This window comes from Lentibacillus sp. (assembly GCF_035301925.1).
In the GTDB taxonomy this organism is placed as follows: Bacteria; Bacillota; Bacilli; order Bacillales; family Amphibacillaceae; genus Lentibacillus.
Genome location: NZ_DATGTI010000177.1, coordinates 1 through 19,084 on the forward strand (window position 1 = coordinate 1; position 19,084 = coordinate 19,084).

The 19,084-nt window shown below is 43.0% G+C and carries 16 protein-coding genes; 2 read left to right on the top strand and 14 right to left on the bottom strand.

Annotated features, from left to right (window positions below; genetic code table 11):
• The 8 genes from VK080_RS14380 to VK080_RS14415 form a co-directional block, all read right to left on the bottom strand.
• Positions 1-520 (bottom strand): aromatic acid exporter family protein (locus VK080_RS14380; protein WP_324225463.1); only part of this gene is annotated, 520 nt, incomplete at its 3' end.
• Between the two features lie 101 nt (positions 521-621).
• On the bottom strand, positions 622-1,053 hold the full coding sequence (locus tag VK080_RS14385; RefSeq protein WP_324225464.1) for a BrxA/BrxB family bacilliredoxin: 432 nt from the start codon (positions 1,051-1,053) through the stop codon (positions 622-624).
• Between the two features lie 131 nt (positions 1,054-1,184).
• Entirely contained in the window at positions 1,185-2,456 is a 1,272-nt protein-coding gene (locus tag VK080_RS14390) for a dihydrolipoamide acetyltransferase family protein (RefSeq protein WP_324225465.1), read from the bottom strand.
• 35 nt (positions 2,457-2,491) lie between these two features.
• Positions 2,492-3,475 (bottom strand): alpha-ketoacid dehydrogenase subunit beta, encoded by a 984-nt coding sequence (locus VK080_RS14395; protein ID WP_324225466.1) that lies wholly within the window; start codon positions 3,473-3,475, stop codon positions 2,492-2,494.
• 14 nt (positions 3,476-3,489) lie between these two features.
• Positions 3,490-4,482: a thiamine pyrophosphate-dependent dehydrogenase E1 component subunit alpha gene (locus tag VK080_RS14400; RefSeq protein ID WP_324225467.1), complete on the bottom strand. Its 993-nt coding sequence runs from the start codon at positions 4,480-4,482 to the stop codon at positions 3,490-3,492.
• A 38-nt stretch (positions 4,483-4,520) separates the two neighbouring features.
• Positions 4,521-5,942 (bottom strand): dihydrolipoyl dehydrogenase, encoded by a 1,422-nt coding sequence (gene lpdA, locus VK080_RS14405; protein ID WP_324225468.1) that lies wholly within the window; start codon positions 5,940-5,942, stop codon positions 4,521-4,523.
• Positions 5,943-6,271: 329 nt separating this feature from the next.
• The gene (locus VK080_RS14410; RefSeq protein ID WP_324225476.1) at positions 6,272-7,366 is read right to left on the bottom strand and encodes a Glu/Leu/Phe/Val dehydrogenase; all 1,095 of its coding nucleotides are present in this window, start codon (positions 7,364-7,366) and stop codon (positions 6,272-6,274) included.
• 289 nt (positions 7,367-7,655) lie between these two features.
• Positions 7,656-9,719, bottom strand: coding sequence for a sigma 54-interacting transcriptional regulator (locus VK080_RS14415; protein WP_324225469.1), 2,064 nt, complete (start codon positions 9,717-9,719; stop codon positions 7,656-7,658).
• Between the two features lie 332 nt (positions 9,720-10,051).
• Here VK080_RS14415 and VK080_RS14420 point away from each other — a divergent pair, with 332 nt between their 5' ends.
• Both VK080_RS14420 and VK080_RS14425 read left to right on the top strand, forming a co-directional pair.
• Positions 10,052-10,282 (top strand): DUF2627 domain-containing protein, encoded by a 231-nt coding sequence (locus tag VK080_RS14420; protein WP_324225477.1) that lies wholly within the window; start codon positions 10,052-10,054, stop codon positions 10,280-10,282.
• Between the two features lie 42 nt (positions 10,283-10,324).
• Complete coding sequence (locus VK080_RS14425; RefSeq protein ID WP_324225470.1) at positions 10,325-11,671, top strand: aspartate kinase; 1,347 nt, start codon at positions 10,325-10,327, stop codon at positions 11,669-11,671.
• Between the two features lie 68 nt (positions 11,672-11,739).
• On the opposite strand, the gene spo0A is transcribed toward VK080_RS14425, so the two are convergent.
• The 6 genes from spo0A to VK080_RS14455 form a co-directional block, all read right to left on the bottom strand.
• Positions 11,740-12,522, bottom strand: coding sequence for a sporulation transcription factor Spo0A (gene spo0A, locus VK080_RS14430; RefSeq protein ID WP_324225471.1), 783 nt, complete (start codon positions 12,520-12,522; stop codon positions 11,740-11,742).
• 567 nt (positions 12,523-13,089) lie between these two features.
• Positions 13,090-14,397, bottom strand: a complete 1,308-nt coding sequence (gene spoIVB / locus VK080_RS14435; protein WP_324225472.1) for a SpoIVB peptidase — start codon at positions 14,395-14,397, stop codon at positions 13,090-13,092.
• A 167-nt stretch (positions 14,398-14,564) separates the two neighbouring features.
• On the bottom strand, positions 14,565-16,280 hold the full coding sequence (gene recN / locus VK080_RS14440) for a DNA repair protein RecN (protein ID WP_324225473.1): 1,716 nt from the start codon (positions 16,278-16,280) through the stop codon (positions 14,565-14,567).
• Positions 16,281-16,595: 315 nt separating this feature from the next.
• Positions 16,596-17,045 carry a transcriptional regulator AhrC/ArgR gene (ahrC, locus tag VK080_RS14445; RefSeq protein WP_324225474.1) on the bottom strand — a complete coding sequence of 150 codons (450 nt, stop codon included), beginning with the start codon at positions 17,043-17,045 and terminating at the stop codon, positions 16,596-16,598.
• 17 nt (positions 17,046-17,062) lie between these two features.
• A complete protein-coding gene (locus VK080_RS14450; protein ID WP_324225478.1) occupies positions 17,063-17,881 on the bottom strand; it encodes a TlyA family RNA methyltransferase in 819 nt (272 codons plus the stop codon).
• Between the two features lie 15 nt (positions 17,882-17,896).
• The gene (locus tag VK080_RS14455) at positions 17,897-18,484 is read right to left on the bottom strand and encodes a hypothetical protein (protein ID WP_324225475.1); all 588 of its coding nucleotides are present in this window, start codon (positions 18,482-18,484) and stop codon (positions 17,897-17,899) included.
• Positions 18,485-19,084: the final 600 nt, after the last annotated feature.

Consider the following 19,084-nt stretch of genomic DNA (forward strand, 5'->3'; position numbering starts at 1 on the left):
TTTTATTACGTATGTATAAAGCGATTTCATTTAATATGATTTGAAAATTGTGCTCCAGTTCATCCTGTTTTTGCTTTAATTGACTTTCCAGGCTCGGCATATACAAATTGACGAGTAACGCCGTTCCGATGCCAATAATAATAATGAAAAGCTGTTCGGTCAAAAAAGTAACGGAAATATATTCAGCACTATATAAGTTCAAAATGATGACGGAACTGGTCGCAATTCCCGGGGTAGCCTTCAGCCAGACGGTCACTGGTATGAAAAACGCAAGCATGATACCAATAACAATTGGATGATAGCCGATTAACTCAAAAAAGATGATGGAAAATAAAGCGGCTACCACACAAGCTAAAAAACGATGCCACGCACTCAATACAGAACGTTTTCGTGATGGCTGGATGCATAGAATCGTTAGAATGCCTGCCGATATAAAATTAGTCAAGCCCAAAACCTGTGCAATCGAAATGGAGATCGGAGTTCCTATTGCTGTCTTGATGGTACGGGAGCCAATCTTCATGTTAAATTCTCCTTAAAAAAACAGTGATTCGATGCATGATCTAACAAAATGAGGCTGACCCGTTATATTTGAGACAGCCCCATACCATAACCTCATTATGTTTAAATTTCTTCACAATGCTCATCGAATACTTTTTGCAGCTTGCCGACAACATCCATGGCACTGTAGCCTTCAATGTCAGAGCGTTCAAGCATCGTAACAATTTTGCCATCCTTTAGGAAAGCAAACGATGGTGACGAAGGCGGATAACCTTCGAAGTACTCCCGTGCTTTTTCCGTTGCTTCACGGTCTTGTCCGGCAAACACTGTGACAAGATGGTCAGGCCGTTTATCGTAATGAATCGCATTAGCTGCTGCAGGACGTGCCACACCACCGGCACAGCCGCATGTCGAGTTAACCATCACTAATGTTGATCCGTCACGCTTCATGGCTTCATCAACAGCTTCAGGCGTGGTTAATTCCTCATAACCTGCTTCCCGTACATCCTCACGAGCGGCATTAACGACATCATTCATGAATAAATTGAAATCCATATGATTGTCCATCCCCTTTTAATATTGTTTGATCGTGCATATGATTAGCTTATCAATATTATTGGGAGATTTCAATTTAGAAAACTTTTGTCTGTCCGGCAGCTCGAAGGATGAAAACAGTATGGGGTTTTCTAATAGATACTTGTTGTATTGGCATTGGTGTGTTCAACAATTTCCTTTACCCTTGCCAGGAATTGCCCAGCAATCAGTCCGTCCAATACTCGATGGTCAAGCGATAAGCATAAATTAACCATGTCACGGGCTGCAAACATATCATTTATAATGACCGGCCGCTTTACAATTGATTCAACCTGCAATATAGCGGCCTGCGGATGGTTGATCACACCCATGGACTGCACTGAGCCGAAAGATCCGGTATTGTTAACTGTAAACGTTCCACCCTGCATATCATCCTGTGTCAATTTTCCAGAACGTGCCCGCGCCGCCAAATCGTTGATATCCCTGGCGATACCTTTAATGCTTTTTTCATCGGCGTTTTTAATGACCGGTACAAACAGTTCCTGATCTTTTGCGACCGCAATGGATAAATTAATATCTTTATGTTGAATAATTTTATCGCCGGCCCATGTACTGTTTAATTGCGGGAATTCTTTCAGTGCCTGGGCTACAGCTTTTACAAAAAAAGCAAAGAATGTCAGGCTGTATCCTTCATGTTGTTTAAATTCATCTTTCACTTGATTGCGGTAATTGACCAAGTCGGTTACATCGGCTTCGACCGCCATCCATGCGTGTGGTATCTCTTGTGTGGATTTAACCATATTTTGTGCAATGGCTTTTCGCACACCGGTAACCGGGATTTCGATATCGCCCAACTTTGCCGATTGCTGCGGTACAGCTTGATGTTCCGATTGTGGTGATTTTAGATCCGCGGCTTCGGTAGTTTTCTGCTCATTTTTCGAAGTAGCTGGTGCCGGCTTATCACCGGAGGCAATCAGTTTCTCGATATCTTTTCTTGTAATCCGGCCGCCGCGCCCTGTACCGTCAACATACGCCAAATCAATATCATTTTCCTGGGCCAGCTTTAATACAGCCGGCGAATACCGTTTTTTCATGGAATTATCATTGGAAGTCTGCTCTGGTTTAGCCTCCTGATCAGGTTCACTTTGTTCAGCAGTGTTGGTTTCATCACTTGAAAGTGCGTCTTCTGTATCGATATAACACATGAGATCACCAACCTGAATGGTATCCCCTTCCTGTGCCACAACCTCTTTAATCACGCCTGTAAATGATGACGGCACTTCAGCATTAACTTTATCAGTCATGACTTCTGCAATCGGATCATATTTATTGATTTTATCCCCTGCGCTGACAAGCCAGGTACTGATTGTACCTTCCGTAACACTTTCCCCAAGCTGCGGCATGTTGATTCTTTCGGTTGCCATCCTGGAAATCCCTCCTTCTATCTGCCTATTTGGATTTAAAATTCAGCCAGTTCGCGAATGGCGTTTTCGACTTTATCCGGATTAATCATAAAATACTTTTCCATTGTTGGTGAAAACGGCATTGCCGGTATATCAGGACCAGCAAGACGCTGTATCGGGGAATCAAGGTCAAACAGGCAGTTTTCCGCAATAATGGCGGCCACCTCCCCGATAATACTGCCTTCTTTATTATCCTCTGTGATCAGAAGGACTTTGCCGGTTTTCTGTGCAGCCTTAATAATCGCTTCCTGATCCAGAGGGTATACCGTTCGCAAATCAAGTATGTGCGTATCCACACCCGCTTCTTCAAGTTTTTCGGCAGCCTGAAGCGCAAAGTGGACGCCCAGACCATATGTTATGACCGTTACGTCGTTTCCTTCCCGCTTCACATCTGCTTTACCAATCGGCAGAACATAATCTTCTTCTGGAACGTCACTTTTCAATAGACGGTATGCCCGTTTATGTTCGAAAAACAATACTGGATCATTGTCGCGAATCGAGGCCTTCAATAACCCTTTCACATCGTATGGTGTGGATGGCATAACGATTTTCAATCCCGGCTGGTTGGCAAATACGGCCTCAACGGATTGGGAATGATACAATGCACCATGCACACCACCGCCATAAGGAGCTCTTATGGTTATTGGCACATTCCAGTCGTTATTGGAACGATAGCGCATTTTGGCAGCCTCGGAAATGATCTGGTTAACGGCCGGCATGATAAAGTCGGCAAATTGCATTTCTGCAACCGGGCGCATACCATACATAGCAGCACCTATGCCGACACCGGCAATGGCGGATTCTGCAAGTGGTGTATCCAGCACACGATATTCGCCGAACGCATCGTGCAAACCTTTTGTCGCACCGAACACGCCGCCTTTTTTTCCAACATCCTCCCCTAAAATGAACACTTTTTCATCACGTTGCATCTCTTCCGATAAAGCAGCCGTAACTGCCTGTATATACGACATGACTGGCATAATAAATCTCCCCCCTACTCTTCATAAACATATTTCAGCGCGGACTCAGGTTCAGGGTATGCGGCATTTTCCGCATAGTCGGTCGCATCGTTTACAATCGAATCAATTTCACTGCGAATCTCCTGCTCCTGTTTTTCTGTCATCGTGTCTGTCTCTTTTAAGTATGCAGCAAATGAAATAATCGCATCTTTTTTCTTTGCTTCTTCCACTTCAGCACTTTCACGGTACTGTCGGTCGTCATCATCACTTGAGTGGGCTGTGAACCGGTAGGATACGGCCTCAATCAGTGTCGGTCCTTCCCCATTCACGGCTCGTTCTCTTGCTTTTTTAACTGCCTCGTACACCGCCAATGGGTCATTGCCATCGACTGTCACACCCGGCATACCATAACTGTGGGCACGATCGGAGACGTTGGTGCTTGCAATTTGTTTATCCAGCGGCACCGATATCGCATATTTATTGTTCTCGACCATCGTAATGACGGGCAGCTTATGAACACCGGCAAAGTTCAGCCCTTCATGAAAATCACCCTGGTTGGTCGACCCTTCGCCCAGTGTCACAAAGGAAGCAAAATCTTTTTTTTCCATTTTAGCGGCCAATGCAACACCAACAGCATGCGGAACTTGTGTTGTCACCGGTGAGGACTGGCTCAATATCCGATTTTTCTTTTGTCCGAAATGACTCGGCATTTGCCGCCCCCCGGAATTGGGATCTTCCGCTTTGGCAAACGCTGAAAGCATCAGTTCTTTGGCTGTCATCCCAAATGCCAGCACGACGCCCATATCCCGGTAATACGGTGCTGCATAATCGTTGTTACGATCAAGCGCAAATGAAGCGCCTATCTGTGAAGCCTCCTGTCCCTGACCTGAAATGACAAAAGGAATTTTTCCGGCACGATTCAACAGCCACATCCTCTCATCAATTTTGCGAGCCAGGAGCATGTGTTTGTACATGTCTACTGCCTGTTCATCCGTTAAACCTAACGATTCATGGCGATTTTTTGCCATTTGCTTTCCCTCCCCTTTTATGCAAAAGTAAGTATGATTTACCCGTGAATCTGATTGCCTTCTACAGCCATCGCTGCCTCACCCATCACTTCAGAAAGTGTCGGATGCGGGTGAACACTGTGTGCTATCTCCCATGGTGTTGCATCCAGTACTTTCGCAAGGCCCGCTTCCGAAATCATATCGGTAACATGCGGCCCGACCATATGCACACCAAGTAAATCTTCCGTCTTTTTGTCGGCAATGATTTTAACAAAGCCGCCTGATTCACCGTGGACTAATGCTTTCCCGATTGCCTTGAACGGGAACTTGCCGATTTTGGTATCAAACCCTTGATCAATAGCCTGTTTTTCTGTCAGTCCGACACTGGCAGCTTCGGGATTGGCATAAATGCATGACGGAATTGTGTCATAATCCAGCGGGAGTGGGTTTCGATCGGCCATATGTTCAACCGCCACAATGCCTTCGTGGGATGCCACATGCGCGAGCTGCATTCCGCCGATCACATCCCCAATCGCATAGATATGTGATTCTTTCGTTTGGTAAAAATCATTTGTCTGAATAAATCCTTTGTCAATAACGATATCGGTATTCTGCAGTCCAATATTTGAAGTAACGGCTTCTCGTCCAACAGAAACAAGCATTCTGTCGGCCGAAAACGTTTCGTTATGATGATTGATTTCAGCTTCTACCGTTACACCTTTTTCTTTTTGCAGTTTATCGGGCAATACTTTAGCACCTTTTACAACATGGACACCTTTTTTCTTCAGTTGTTTTTCAACTTCCTTGGCAATCACCTCATCTTCTGTCGGTAAAATATAGTCCATGTATTCAATGACAGTTACATCGACACCAAAATCTGAAAGCATCGACGCCCACTCAATACCAATTACGCCGCCCCCCACAATGATCATTGAGGATGGCAGTTCGTTCATGTTAAGCGCTTCATCGGAACTCATCACAATTTCCCCGTCCAATTCAAGCCCCGGCAGTGACCTAGGCCTGGATCCGGTAGCGATCAGCACGTTTTTTGGTACCAGCATGGTATTTTCGTCACCATTTTCATATTCGATTGATATCGTACCGGGCATTGGTGAGAAGATACTTGGACCCAAAATACGGCCAAAACCTTCATAGACATCTATTTTGCCCTTTTTCATAAGGCCATGTACACCTTGTTGGAGTGTTTTGATGATACGGTTTTTACGTTCCTGAACCTTGGCAAAATTTAACGTAATATCCGATGCTTCCACGCCGTATTCATTTGCTTCTTTTGTTTGTTTAAAAACTTCCGCACTCCTGAGCAGAGATTTAGATGGTATACAGCCTCTGTTCAAACAGGTCCCGCCTAACTCGCTTTTTTCAACGACAGCAACCTGCATACCAAGCTGAGACGCACGTATCGCAGCCACATATCCACCAGTCCCTCCTCCGAGTACAACTAAATCATATTCTTTCGCCATTAAATCAATGCTCCTCTCCAGTTTAGGTTAAAAGGGTATATGTTAGTCGATTCTTTCTTCTACAGAACTCATCATGCTGCTTCGTTTTTTCCAGGGCGATAATCATTATACCCTCTGATCCAGCTGCTTGAGCAAAATATGTTTACGGACGGAATGCATATTAGTCAATGATGCATCTATATCCGGAAAGTTCTTCACTGCTGCGTGGTAAATTTTTCAAAAAATGAAATCCTCATCATCAAAGACACTGATGTGCGTTGACATTTAGTGACTAAAACCCACAAAGGCTGGAATGACAAAACAATTGACCCTGTCACTTTCCATACGTGTTATCGCCTGCTCAATGGATGATGGCCATTCATCAGGAATTGACTTCGTGATGCGCTGAGAGATTGTATCCGTTCTTCGGCCATACGATCGGCAGCAATATAGGTTGGGATGTTATCACGTCTGGATATTTCAAACACTTGCATTAAGTTATCATAAATGGTTTCCACTTTTTTCATCGCCCGCTGTTTATTATAGCCATTTAATTCATCTGAGACATTGATGACACCACCGGAATTAATGACGTAATCAGGTGCATATACAATTCCCATTTCATGAATCCTATGGCCATGTTCATTTGTTTTAAGCTGGTTGTTTGCGGAGCCGGCGATAACTTTTGCTTTTAATTGCGGAATAGTTTCATCATTTATAACTGCGCCAAGCGCACACGGCGCATAAATATCGCAATCAACACTGTAAATCTCATCAGGGCTGACTGCTTCGGCACCGAATGCATCAATTGCGCGTTTGACAGCATTTTCGTTAATGTCTGTGACGATTAGGCGGGCTCCTTCTTTATGCAAATGCTCGCTCAATGCATAAGCCACATTGCCCATACCTTGAACCGCAACCGTTCTTCCTTCCAGTGACGCATCCCCAAATGCTTCCATTGCTGCTGCCTTCATACCTTTATAAATACCATAGCCGGTAATCGGTGAAGGATTGCCTGATGAACCTGGTCCGGCAGACGTGCCTGTCACAAAGTCTGTTTCCATATGAATCAGATCCATGTCATGTTCATCAGTGCCAACATCTTCTGCTGTAATGTACCGCCCGTTAAGACTTTGGATATATCTTCCGAAAGCGCGGAACATTTCCGGGTTTTTATCTTTTTTCGGATCACCAATTATCACTGTTTTACCGCCCCCAAGGTTCAGACCGGCAGCGGCATTCTTATACGTCATGCCCTTGGCCAGCCTTAAAGCATCTTCAATCGCATCTGCTTCGGAATCATATGTCCACATTCTTGAACCGCCCAATGCCGGTCCAAGTGTTGTATCGTGGATGGCGATGATTGCTTTCAAACCAGAATTTTTATCCTGGCAAAACACGAGCTGTTCATAATCAGATTCTTCCATATAGCTAAAAATTTCCATCATTAGTTCCCCCTTAAATGTGATTAAAAACTGTTCAAAACCCTTTTCAGTTTGCCTCTGCCGATACTAAAGTTTGCTTCTTTTTACTGAAGCGTATCCTGTTCATAGCATCAGCTACAGCGATAAGCTGTTTATATTTTAGCTTTCGCCTGCTGCTTCATTTCTGTCAGCATGACATCTGGCTGTCACCACCCCATTAATTCATTTGCAAAAACCATGCCAATTATTCAGTTTTGAAAGCGCTTTATTTATGCTTTGAGTACTATGCATATTATTGCATGCATGAAAATTATTGCATGTTACTTTTTTCAATTCCATATTTTTCGAGCTTATAGTAAAGATTTCGAATCGATATATTAAGACGTTTGGCAGTACGGGTTTTATGATAGTGATTATCCCGAAGCGTATCCATTATATATTGTTTTTCATATTGTTCCATAGCTTCCTGCAATGTCCGGTTTATCCCGGAGTCTTGTTGCAGCTGTTGAGACGATTCGGTAAATGGCATCAGTTCCGGTATATGTTTCTTTTGCACCACTTCCTCATTCATATCCATATAGATCATAGCACGTCCGATGATATTTTCCAGTTCACGGACATTGCCAGGCCAATGATAATTTTTTAAATACGCGATTGCCTGGTCATCAATGGCTTTTACATTTCGTCCATAATCCTGATTAATTTTTTGGATAAGGTATTCAATAAGTTCCGGCAAATCTTCTATCCGTTCTTTTAGTGACGGAATATAAATTGGAAGCCGATTCAAACGGTAGTATAAATCTTCCCGGAATGTTTTGTGCATAATGGCTTTCTCAAGATTAATATTTGTCGCCGTAATCACCCGGACGTCAATCGCTATTGGGGTGGTTCCGCCAACCCGGATAATCTCACCTTCCTGCAGTACACGGAGCAGTTTTGCCTGCATATGAAGGGAAAGTTCGCCAATTTCATCGAGAAAAATACTTCCCCTGTTTGCCTCTTCAAATAACCCTTTTTTACCGCCTTGTTTAGCACCGGTAAAAGCCCCTTCTTCGTAGCCGAATAATTCACTTTCAAGAATACTTTCGGCAATTGCTGCACAATTTACACGAATGAATTTATTATGCTTACGGTCACTTTCGTTATGTATAGCATGTGCAAACAACTCTTTACCTGTACCGGAATCACCGCGCAGGAGTACAGTTGCCGGCGTTTTTGCACCGACTTTGGCTTGTTCAAGCGCTATTTGCATCTCAGCTGAGGAGCCGATAATGTCATCAAACGTATATTTTGCTTCGAGATTACGGATAATCTGCCTTGCGCGTTTCAGTTCACTTGTCAATGACTGAATCTCGGACACATCATGCAGGACGCCAACACTTCCCTTTATCTTGCCATCAACGATGACAGGGGCTACATTTACTAATACCTCTTTTTTGGCCGGGCCCACTTTCATACGGACCCTTCTAACCGCGCGGCGCGTTTGCAGTACCTTCATATGCATACTCTCGCCTTCGGATATGTCAACGCTGGCAGGTTTGCCGATAATATCTGCTTCCCTGAGCCCGGTGATACGTGTATAAGCAGGGTTGATCATCATGCCGACCCCGTTTTCATCAACGACCGATATCGCTTCATCCGATGACTGGATGATCGCTTCAAGCAGTGTCTTGATGTCGTTAAGATCGGTATTTTCTTCCGCCAGATTCATGACCTCTGTAATATCTTTAAAAACAGCAAAAGCACCAAGTACCCGGTTTTCAGCATTTATGATTGGAATTCTGGTCGTTATTACCTTTTTGCCATTTTCCAGAATGAGTTTTTGATTGACTTCTTTTCTGCGGCTCCGCAAAACATGGGGGAGCCTTGTACCGGCAATGACATTTTTTATATCCTGACCAGTGAACTGTTCTTTAGCTATACCGATAATCCGCTCAGCACTTTTATTGGCAAATTGGACAATCTCCTGTTCGTTCACAACGATCATACCATCATGAATATTATTGAGAATAAGTTCTTGATTGTTTGCCTGAAGCTTTAATCGTTCCAGCAATGATTCTTTCTCTTCCATCAATTCGGAAATGATGTAGGCAACACTGCCCGGGATGACAACTGTATTTCCGCTGCGCTTTTCAAGCAATTGTGCAAGCACATCATCATCACCGGTCGCTTCAACAATAATGTCGACATGATCATCAATCCATTCGGTATAGCTCGTGCCAGTAGGAATTCCGTATGCTGCCGCAATTTTCAACCCTTTCGCATCAGGATTGATATCCGTAATGGCCACAACTTTCATTTTTTCCGTGTTATGCAAAAATTCCAGCAAGGCACTTCCGCCTTTTCCCGCTCCCACAATCAGCACACGTTTCATGTTCATCCCATCCTTGCAATCATTTGCATACTTTTAGCATACGCGATTGTGCAATTTTAAGCAATCCTATGACGGTAAAAAGTAAAACTTCATTCAGCGGGACGCTTTTCCCCTGCTGATGATGGGGAACAAAGGCTAAAAGCGCCACGTCAATCGCAACTTCTTTGTAACCGGCGCCCTGCAGGACTCAGCAAAATCGGACATTTAGGGACTGTTGACCGACGTCCTTTGGCGGGTTGCGGGATAAATATTTGGTGACGTGTTCCTATTTTCCTCCAATTTTGCTATACTTAGAAGAGTTTGATATACATTTGAAGGGAAAGACCGCAACCATGATCCGTATTGTTGCAGTGCTGCTGCTGTTCATACCCGGCCTGATTTCGGCTTTTGGGATTAAGTTGATGCGTGATGCATTATTCAATGACTTTTATTCAATTTTTTTCCATATTAGTGTCCAATTTATTGCCGGATTTATGTTATTTTTAGGCGGACTCGCATTTATAGGCGGTTTTATCGTACACCGTGACAGAAAAAATCAAAAGACCAAACGAAAACGAAGATGATCATTGAAAAGACTTAATACATTACCAATGGAGAGGTGTAGCATGAAAGTTGTAAAATTCGGGGGAAGTTCTGTAGCAAGTGATGAACAAATTAAAAAGGTGGGTTCCATCATTGCGGATGATTCCGAGCGAAAATTCGTTGTTGTGTCAGCTCCGGGGAAGCGTTTTGATGATGATGTCAAGATAACCGATCTGTTAATCGAATTGAGCGAACTTGTGCTTCAAAATAAATCTGTTGAAAAGATTTTTTCAGATATTATGGAACGGTTCGCGGACATCATCAATAAGCTTGAGCTTTCAAATTCGATTCTCATTGGTATTAAACAGTCCATCCAAAATACCCTTGACAGTGAATCGTCTGATCAAATGAAAGCGGATCGACTGAAATCAATTGGTGAGGACAGTTGTGCTAAAATCGTCAGTGAATATTTAAAAACCATCGGATTGAATGCTCATTACGTTAGTCCGAAAGAAGCTGGTATCATTGTCAGCGATGAGCCCGGAAATGCCCAAGTACTTCCGGAAAGCTTTGGCAAATTATATGAATTACGCAAGCGAGACGGAATCATTGTCATACCAGGTTTTTTCGGATTTACAAATAATGGCCGCTTAATGACATTTCCAAGGGGCGGATCAGATATTACCGGGTCAATTGTTGCTGCGGGGGTCCAGGCAGATTTATACGAAAATTTCACGGATGTTGATTCCGTGTATGCGGTCAATCCGAAAATTGTCAGCAACCCTGAGAAAATAACAACATTAACATATAAGGAAATGCGTGAATTATCATATTCCGGATTCGGTGTATTTCACGACGAAGCGCTTATGCCTGCATTCCAAGCGGAGATACCCGTGTGCATTAAAAATACGAATAATCCGGCCAGTCCCGGCACAATGATTGTTTCGGAAAAAGATCCGCGTTCCAGATGTGTCGTAGGGATTGCCAGTGATACGGGATTTTCCAACTTATATGTCAGCAAATACCTCATGAACCGGGAAATCGGCTTCGGACGCAAATTGCTGCAAATTCTGGAGGATGAGTCCATTTCCTTTGAACATGCCCCTTCAGGAATTGACAATATGTCCGTTATTATCCGGGACAGTCAGCTGACTGCTGAAAAAGAAATAAATGTCATCAACCGTATCAAGCAGGAACTCAATCCTGAAACAATTTCCATTGATTACGGTTTCGCCATGATCATGGTTGTCGGCGAGGGCATGATGAGTGCAGTTGGTATTGCTGAAAAATCGGCAGCTGCATTTGCCGAGGCTAATATTAATATTGAGATGATCAACCAGGGGTCATCCGAAGTATCGGTCATGTTCGGGATACGCAAAGATAAACTGGAATTAGCCGTTAAGTCACTGTATCATAAATTTTTTGAGTAAAAAACTGTATGGCGGGATATCCCGCCATACAGTTTTTTACTATGTTCACAAAAGTGAGACCATTACTTTCAGCTTGCCTTATACTCCAGCCGCAGCCGGTCAGCCACCATGGCAATGAACTCTGAATTAGTTGGTTTGGCTTTGGAAATATTGACCGTATAACCGAATAATGCAGAAATTGATTCAACATTTCCTCTGCTCCAGGCAACCTCGATGGCATGCCGTATCGCCCGTTCCACGCGTGATGCCGTCGTATTGTATTTTTTGGCAATATCAGGATACAATACTTTGGTTATCGAGCCCAAAAGTTCGATGTCATTATAAACCATGGTAATGGCCTCTCTTAAATACATATATCCTTTGATATGTGCCGGCACACCAATCTCATGAATAATATTTGTGATACTTGCCTCCAAATCCCTTTTCCTGCGCTCTTTACCATTGGATTTTTTCGGCGGCGCCTGTTTTATCGTATCTGTACCCTGCACCTGACGGATCTGTTCGGCCAAATTATCCAATTCAAATGGTTTTAAAATAAAATATGATGCCCCTAAATCAACTGCTTTTTTCATGACTTCTTCCTGTCCAAAAGCAGTCAGCATAATAACGTTTGGATCATGGTTCCTTTCTTCAGCACGGATTGTATTCAATACACCCAGGCCATCAATATGCGGCATAATAATGTCTAATACGAGGACGTCCGGCTCCAATTCATCCAGCATATCCAGACATTCCCGTCCGTTATAGGCAATCCCGATAACTTCAATATCCTCCTGTCCCTCAAAATACTCTTCCATTAATTGAACGAGTTCCCTATTATCGTCCACTAAACAAACTGAAATTTTTTCCACGAAAAGTTCCTCCTTTAATTCGAGCTTTCTCCACGTAATATATTCGACACAAGATTCAAATATCCTTTTTAAATTTAAAAAACTTTAATTTTTTTTCGATTTTCTTATATTTGCACGCGTTTACTCTAATTATCGATGTAATTTGATAATATTTGACAATAAATTTCCGATTTTGTCGAAAAATATTTATAACCATTATAGCATAAAGCGAAACTTCATTCAGTGGAGTGCTTTTCTCCACTGAATGTTAGTTGAGCAGAATCGGACATTTAGGGACAGTTGGCCGCCGTTTTTTGGCGGATTACTGTCCGTTACATGCGGGATAAAGCGAAACGCCATTCAGCAGGGCGTTCTTCCCCTCTGATGAAGGGGAACAAAGGCTAAAAGCGCCACGTCCTGTGGCAACGCCTTTGTTACCTGTATTGTGCAGGTCCGAACAAATCGGACAATTATGGATAGAATTACCCTCATATTTTGATGGATTACGGTTTACATGTTGATTCAATTGAAAGGACATTAATAAATGGCCTGCTATAGAAGTTTTCTATAACAAGCCACTTTAATTCTTTAGCCAGCTTTTTCCTGCTCGGCTTCTTTTTTTACTTCGATACCTGCTTCCTCAAGCATCCACTCAATATGCACACCATAACCGCTTGTCGGATCGTTTACAAATACATGGGTGACGGCTCCAATCATTTTCCCGTCCTGGATAATTGGACTGCCGCTCATTCCCTGGACGATCCCGCCAGTTTCATTCAAGAGTTTATCATCGGTTATTTGGATAACCATTCCTTTTTTGGCCGGTACCTTTTGCGGGACACTGCTGACAACTTTTACATCAAATTCTTCAACTTCCTCACCATCAAGAACGGTTAAAATTTTTGCAGGGCCTTCTTTTACTTCATGTGACAATGCGATTGGCATTGGTTTATCGTTTTTGCCATTCGATATTGGTTTGTTTAATTGCCCGAAAATACCAAAAGGACTGTTTTTGGTAATGTTTCCAATCTTTTGATCCTCGAAGGAAAATTTTGCCTGTTTTTCACCCGGTGTACCATGATTCCCTTTTTCGATCGATGTTACATTTGAACGTACAATTGATCCGTTATGAATTTCGATCGGTTTTTGCGTATCCATATCAGAAATGACGTGACCAAGGGCGCCATAATTTTTGGTTTCTGGGTCATAAAACGTCATGGTTCCAATTCCTGCGGCCGAATCACGGATATATAAGCCAATCCGGTATTCTTCCTCTTTTTCATCTTTTATTGGATCCAATGTCGTTTCAATGGTCTCGTTATCACGTTTCAGCTTGATAGCCAATGGTTCATTCGCTTTTCCGGACTCTTCCACAAATGGCTTAACATCTTCCATTTCTTTAACTTTTTCACCATTTATTTCTAAAATGACATCACCCACTTGTATATCGGCATCCTCACCCGGTGATATCTTGCCATCCTCACTGTTAATTTGATGATGACCAACCACAAGAACACCGAGTGTATGAAGCTGTACACCGATTGATTGCCCACCGGGAACAACCCTGATATCTTCCAGTACCGAAACATCCACTTTTTTTAACGGAAGACCGGCAGCTTGATAAATCAGTTCATTATTTCCTGTTTCCTTCGCATAAAACTTTGTTGAATCAATCGCCTGCATACTCCCATCTGGAGAAGCCAGCGATACATTATCCCCCAATGCTGGCATACTGATGGGTTCCGATGGGTTATCAAAGGCCACAATCTGATTAGGAATGGAAAGGTAATGGTTAACTGGTGCAATAAAAGGTACTGCCAGAACTGTTATCAAAAGCAGTATACCTGTCAATAGCCTGATTTTTCGATGATCTTTCACCCAATTCACTCTCCTCATCCTAACCCCACACCATTTGAATTTTCTCTCTGTATTTCTAATTTGACCGAACGGAACCCGTTTTAAACTGGTGAAATTCATGAAAAGATGTGTAACATTTCCTCTTATATTTGATAAATTACAGCAAAAAAAGCCAGATATTATAGCTTCTGGCTTTTTGCAATCCTTTATCCACTATTTTTCTTATAGTTGGAGGCTAATTCCAGCAGTTCCATCGCGTGATTTTTTGCCGTATCGGTTAACTTGGCGCCGGTAATCATTCGACCCAACTCAGTTATCTTTTCATCTTTAGATAATTCCGCGACAATCGTGGAAGTGCGGTCATTTTCCGCGTATTTCTGGATTAATTTATGGGTGTCAGCCATTGCAGCCACCTGCGGCAAATGGGTAATGCATAAAACTTGCGACTGGCTGGAAATCTGCTGAATTTTCTCAGCGATAGCCTGGGCAACCCTGCCGCTGACACCCGTATCGACCTCATCAAAAATGACACTGGTTATCCCTTGATGTTTGGCGAATATTTTTTTCAATGCAAGCATTATTCGTGAAAGCTCACCACCCGATGCCACTTTTTGGAGCGGTTTCAGCGGTTCACCCGGGTTAGTGGCGATTTGGAATTGGATATAATCAAAACCGTTATGATGCAGCTGCAGCTTCGTTTCTTCTCCCTGCTCTGTTTTTGTATCAAAAGAAACCGAAAAAGTCGTTTTATCCAGATAAAGGTCTTTTAACTCCTGGTGGATATTTTTTGTTAAAGCCTGAGCAGCTTCTTGACGCAGATCATGGAGCTGTTTCGCTTCCAGATAAGCATCCTGGTAAGTTTCATCAATTTGTTTTTCCAGTTTGGATAAATGGGAATCTTTATCCGTAATCTGTTCCATCTCTTCCTCAATTTTACCCAGGTATTCCAAAATTTCATTCACTGACGAACCGTATTTTTTCTTTAAACGGCTGATTTCATTCAATCTGGATTCAATGTCATTCAACCGCTCTGGATCATATTGCAATGTATCTGTATAACTGCTCAGTGAATACATCAATTCCTCAATTAAAAAATAATGGTTCGACATTTCTTCAGCTTTTTCATTAATAAAGCTATCATGCGCTTTACTGTTCTGAAGCGCCTGGTTCGCCATATTCAGCCATTCCAGTCCTTTTTGTTCACCGTAAAGTGCATTATAGGCATCCTGCAGACTGTTATAAATTCGTTCAAAATTTGCCAGCTGGCTGCGTTCTTCTTCCAGCTGGTCATCTTCGTTTGGGACGAGATTGGCCTGTTCAATTTCATTTTGCTGGAATTTCAGCAAATCAAAACGCTGAGATATTTCCTGTTCATTTTCACTTAATTCTTTGTATCGCTTTTTCAACGCTGTCAATTTTTCATATAACCGTGTATACTCTTTTTTCGCATTTGTTATTTGCTGCTCATCATATAAATCCAATAACTGGATGTGGTTGTCCGGGTCCAGCAATGACTGAGTTTCGTGCTGACTGTGGACATCAATTAAATGTTTGCCAAACTCTTTGAGGATCGCGAGGGTAACCAACTTGCCATTAACCCTGCAAATGCTCTTTCCACCTGTTGTAATTGTGCGGTGTAATACAACCATCCCATCCTGCAGATCAATTCCGTATTGATTTGCTGTCTCATAAATCTGGTGACTGTCTGAATCAATTATGAACAAGGCTTCCATTTGCGCTTTCTTTGCTCCATGACGTACATATTCAACCGATCCGCGACCACCGGCCAACAGTTGAACCGCATCAATAATAATGGATTTTCCGGCACCTGTTTCACCGGTCAATACTGTAAGACCTTCATTAAATGTCATGGATATTTCATCAATTATAGCAAAATCCCGTATCGATAATTCTGTCAGCACATATGTCACCCCACGATTAAATTGCATGTTCAAAAAGGCGGATAAAGCGAAACTTCATCCAGTGGAGTGCTTTTTCCACTGAATGTTAGTTGAGCCGAATCTGGCATTTATGGTCAGTCAGCTGCCGTTTTTGGCGGGTTACTGACCATACATGCGGGATAAAAGGGATCGAGAAGTTCGAGGCGGCGCCGTTTCGAGCAGCGGGCTTCCACAGGATGTGGTGACTTCTGCGTTGCCCACAGGACGTGGGCGGTTTTAGCAGAAGGTCCTCTATTCGACGTGTCATTTTTACCGGATTTTTGAACAAATATCCTCTTAAAGCATGTTCAGGAAACGCTCTCTAATATCAGCCGAATCATCTTCTGTCCTGCAAATGATCAGACAAGTGTCGTCTCCGCATATTGTTCCCATGATTTCATCCCATTCCAGATTGTCAATCAGTGCACCAATAGCGTGTGCGTTACCCGGCAGCGTTTTCAATACGATGAAATGGCTTGTGTACTCTATTTTGACAAAAGCATCCCGAATCAAGCGCTTTAATTTTTCCAATGGATTAAACCGTTGATCTGCGGGCAAACTATACTTGTAATGACCATTGGACGACGGTACCTTGACAAGATGCAGATCCTTAATATCGCGGGAGACGGTTGCTTGTGTGACATTAAACCCAAGTGATTTCAGCTCATCTACAAGCTTATCCTGCGTTTCGATTTCATTTTCGGTAATTAGTTCACGTATTTTTATATGACGTTGGATTTTACTCATAGGAGGCCTCCAGAATCTTACTGAAATGTATGGTGGGCTTTTTCCACCAATTGCTTTAATTCGGCATCACCCATATTCAATCCTGCTTTATCTTTTTGCCAACCCCAATGCGCCAAAAATTCAATATTGCCATCCCCGCCTGTAATCGGTGAATACGTCAGGTCAAGCAGCTGATAGCCTTCCTCAAGGGCAATATGTGTTATTTCCTTAAGCACCTTTAAATGCACCATTTTGTCACGGACAATCCCTTTATTGCCAACGCGATCACGGCCAGCTTCAAATTGCGGCTTTATTAAAGCAATCACATCACTGCCGGCCTTCAGCAATTTATTCAGCACAGGCAAAATCAGTTTCAGGGAAATAAACGATACATCAATTGTTGCAAAATCCGGCCATCCGTGTTTGATCATATCGGGTGAGACATAGCGGAAATTCGTTCGTTCCATCACGATTACCCGGTTATCATTCCGCAGTTTCCAATCCAGCTGATTATAACCGACATCAATGGCATAACAAAGCTGTGCACCATGTTGCAGTGCACAATCGGTAAAGCCGCCTGTCGATGAACCGACGTCTATCATTATTCGATTTTTGAGGTTGATGGAAAAATGATCCAGCGCTTTTTCAAGTTTTAGACCACCACGCCCAACGTATGGGAGGGTTTTTCCCCTGACATGTAATGGAATCGTTTCATCAACTTTTACACCGGGCTTGTCCAGACGCTGTTGTTCACTAAAAACAAGACCGGCCATTACCATTCGTTTGGCCTTTTCTCTAGTGTCGGCCAATTGCCGCTCAACGAGCAGAACATCTAAACGTTTTTTCATAGCCAATATCCTTTTTTACATAAGCTATTTTGCTGTTTTATTTTCGGGAAGCAACTTGATTTTAAAGTTTTTTTCAATGAATGCCACTGCTTTCCCGGCAAAAAATATGATTTTCGTTGACGCCGTAATCGCAGCATACTTGCCCAATGCCTTGCCACCGACAGTCAATGCAGCAACAAGACTTGTCATCACAACTGATAAAATAAGCTGAAACGAGGACCCATCTCCATGGCCAACGATATTTGCAATTTGCAATACAACAGTTCCCGCTGCAGCACCACTGACAATGCCGGATATATCCCCAATTACATCATTACAGAAACTGGCAAATTTATCAGCATTGCGTATAATATTAACAGCTTCCTTCGCGCCGGTGACCTTTTCGGCTGCCATAGCGTGAAACGGTTTTTCAACAGCTGCTGTGGCAGCTATCCCCAGCATGTCAAAGATAACACCAATTAAAATGATGATAAATACGACCGCAATTCCAATCAGCCAAATAACGTTACTGAGTATGGACTCTGACACGACTGAAAAAATAGCCGCTAGCACAAACGTGATAACGGCAATGGTAACACTGAATTTTACAGATCTTTTGACTTGTGGACTCATTTTAACTCCTGTTTTAAAAAATATGTACAAAGAGGAATGGTCATTTAAAAGGTAAAGACTGCGGCTTAGGTCCAGTAGGTTTTCCCAAGCGGATACCCAATGTTGCCATATGGGCGGTTCCCCTTTAAATCCGCCTCGACACCGTCTCCGAATGCCGGACTGGATTGCCACTCAGACCGCACTATAATCCCTTTTAAACGTCCAATGAGCAGTCTAGGAGTTTTCCTCAACAGCCTTTGACCGTTCCCTATCCTCTTTTGCAGTGATGATTTCATAGGGATACCATCGACACTACGGCGGCCAACCAGGAGTGTCAATTAAAGCCCTAATCCCCTCACCACCACTCAAGGCAGGCTACGCTGTAAATAAGGTCTCCCTTAACCCTATTACACAGGTTCATACCCCATTCCATAGTGAACCTAGGCTTAGGCAGTACTACAGATATGGGCCTCCACGGTAATCGGGTCAACGCCCACATGCCTTTGTGGATCGCCCGAAAACCTTAACTCCCAGCACCGACCCAAGGCTGGGCGCCTCAAGCCGGCACAAGGAACTTCATCGATATGCCCTTAAGCGGATTTTTAGGCCCGCCTTCAGGAA

Excerpts from the sequence above, each read along its gene's own strand:
- VK080_RS14425 (WP_324225470.1), top strand. The coding sequence starts at position 10,325 with ATGAAAGTTGTAAAATTCGGGGGAAGTTCTGTAGCAAGTGATGAACAA.
- VK080_RS14420 (WP_324225477.1), top strand. The coding sequence starts at position 10,052 with ATGATCCGTATTGTTGCAGTGCTGCTGCTGTTCATACCCGGCCTGATT.
- spoIVB (WP_324225472.1), bottom strand. The coding sequence starts at position 14,397 with ATGAGGAGAGTGAATTGGGTGAAAGATCATCGAAAAATCAGGCTATTG.
- VK080_RS14400 (WP_324225467.1), bottom strand. The coding sequence starts at position 4,482 with ATGGCAAAAAATCGCCATGAATCGTTAGGTTTAACGGATGAACAGGCA.
- VK080_RS14395 (WP_324225466.1), bottom strand. The coding sequence starts at position 3,475 with ATGCCAGTCATGTCGTATATACAGGCAGTTACGGCTGCTTTATCGGAA.
- VK080_RS14410 (WP_324225476.1), bottom strand. The coding sequence starts at position 7,366 with ATGGAAATTTTTAGCTATATGGAAGAATCTGATTATGAACAGCTCGTG.
- VK080_RS14415 (WP_324225469.1), bottom strand. The coding sequence starts at position 9,719 with ATGAAACGTGTGCTGATTGTGGGAGCGGGAAAAGGCGGAAGTGCCTTG.
- VK080_RS14390 (WP_324225465.1), bottom strand. The coding sequence starts at position 2,456 with ATGGCAACCGAAAGAATCAACATGCCGCAGCTTGGGGAAAGTGTTACG.
- VK080_RS14455 (WP_324225475.1), bottom strand. The coding sequence starts at position 18,484 with ATGAGTCCACAAGTCAAAAGATCTGTAAAATTCAGTGTTACCATTGCC.
- ahrC (WP_324225474.1), bottom strand. The coding sequence starts at position 17,045 with ATGAGTAAAATCCAACGTCATATAAAAATACGTGAACTAATTACCGAA.
- VK080_RS14385 (WP_324225464.1), bottom strand. The coding sequence starts at position 1,053 with ATGGATTTCAATTTATTCATGAATGATGTCGTTAATGCCGCTCGTGAG.
- lpdA (WP_324225468.1), bottom strand. The coding sequence starts at position 5,942 with ATGGCGAAAGAATATGATTTAGTTGTACTCGGAGGAGGGACTGGTGGA.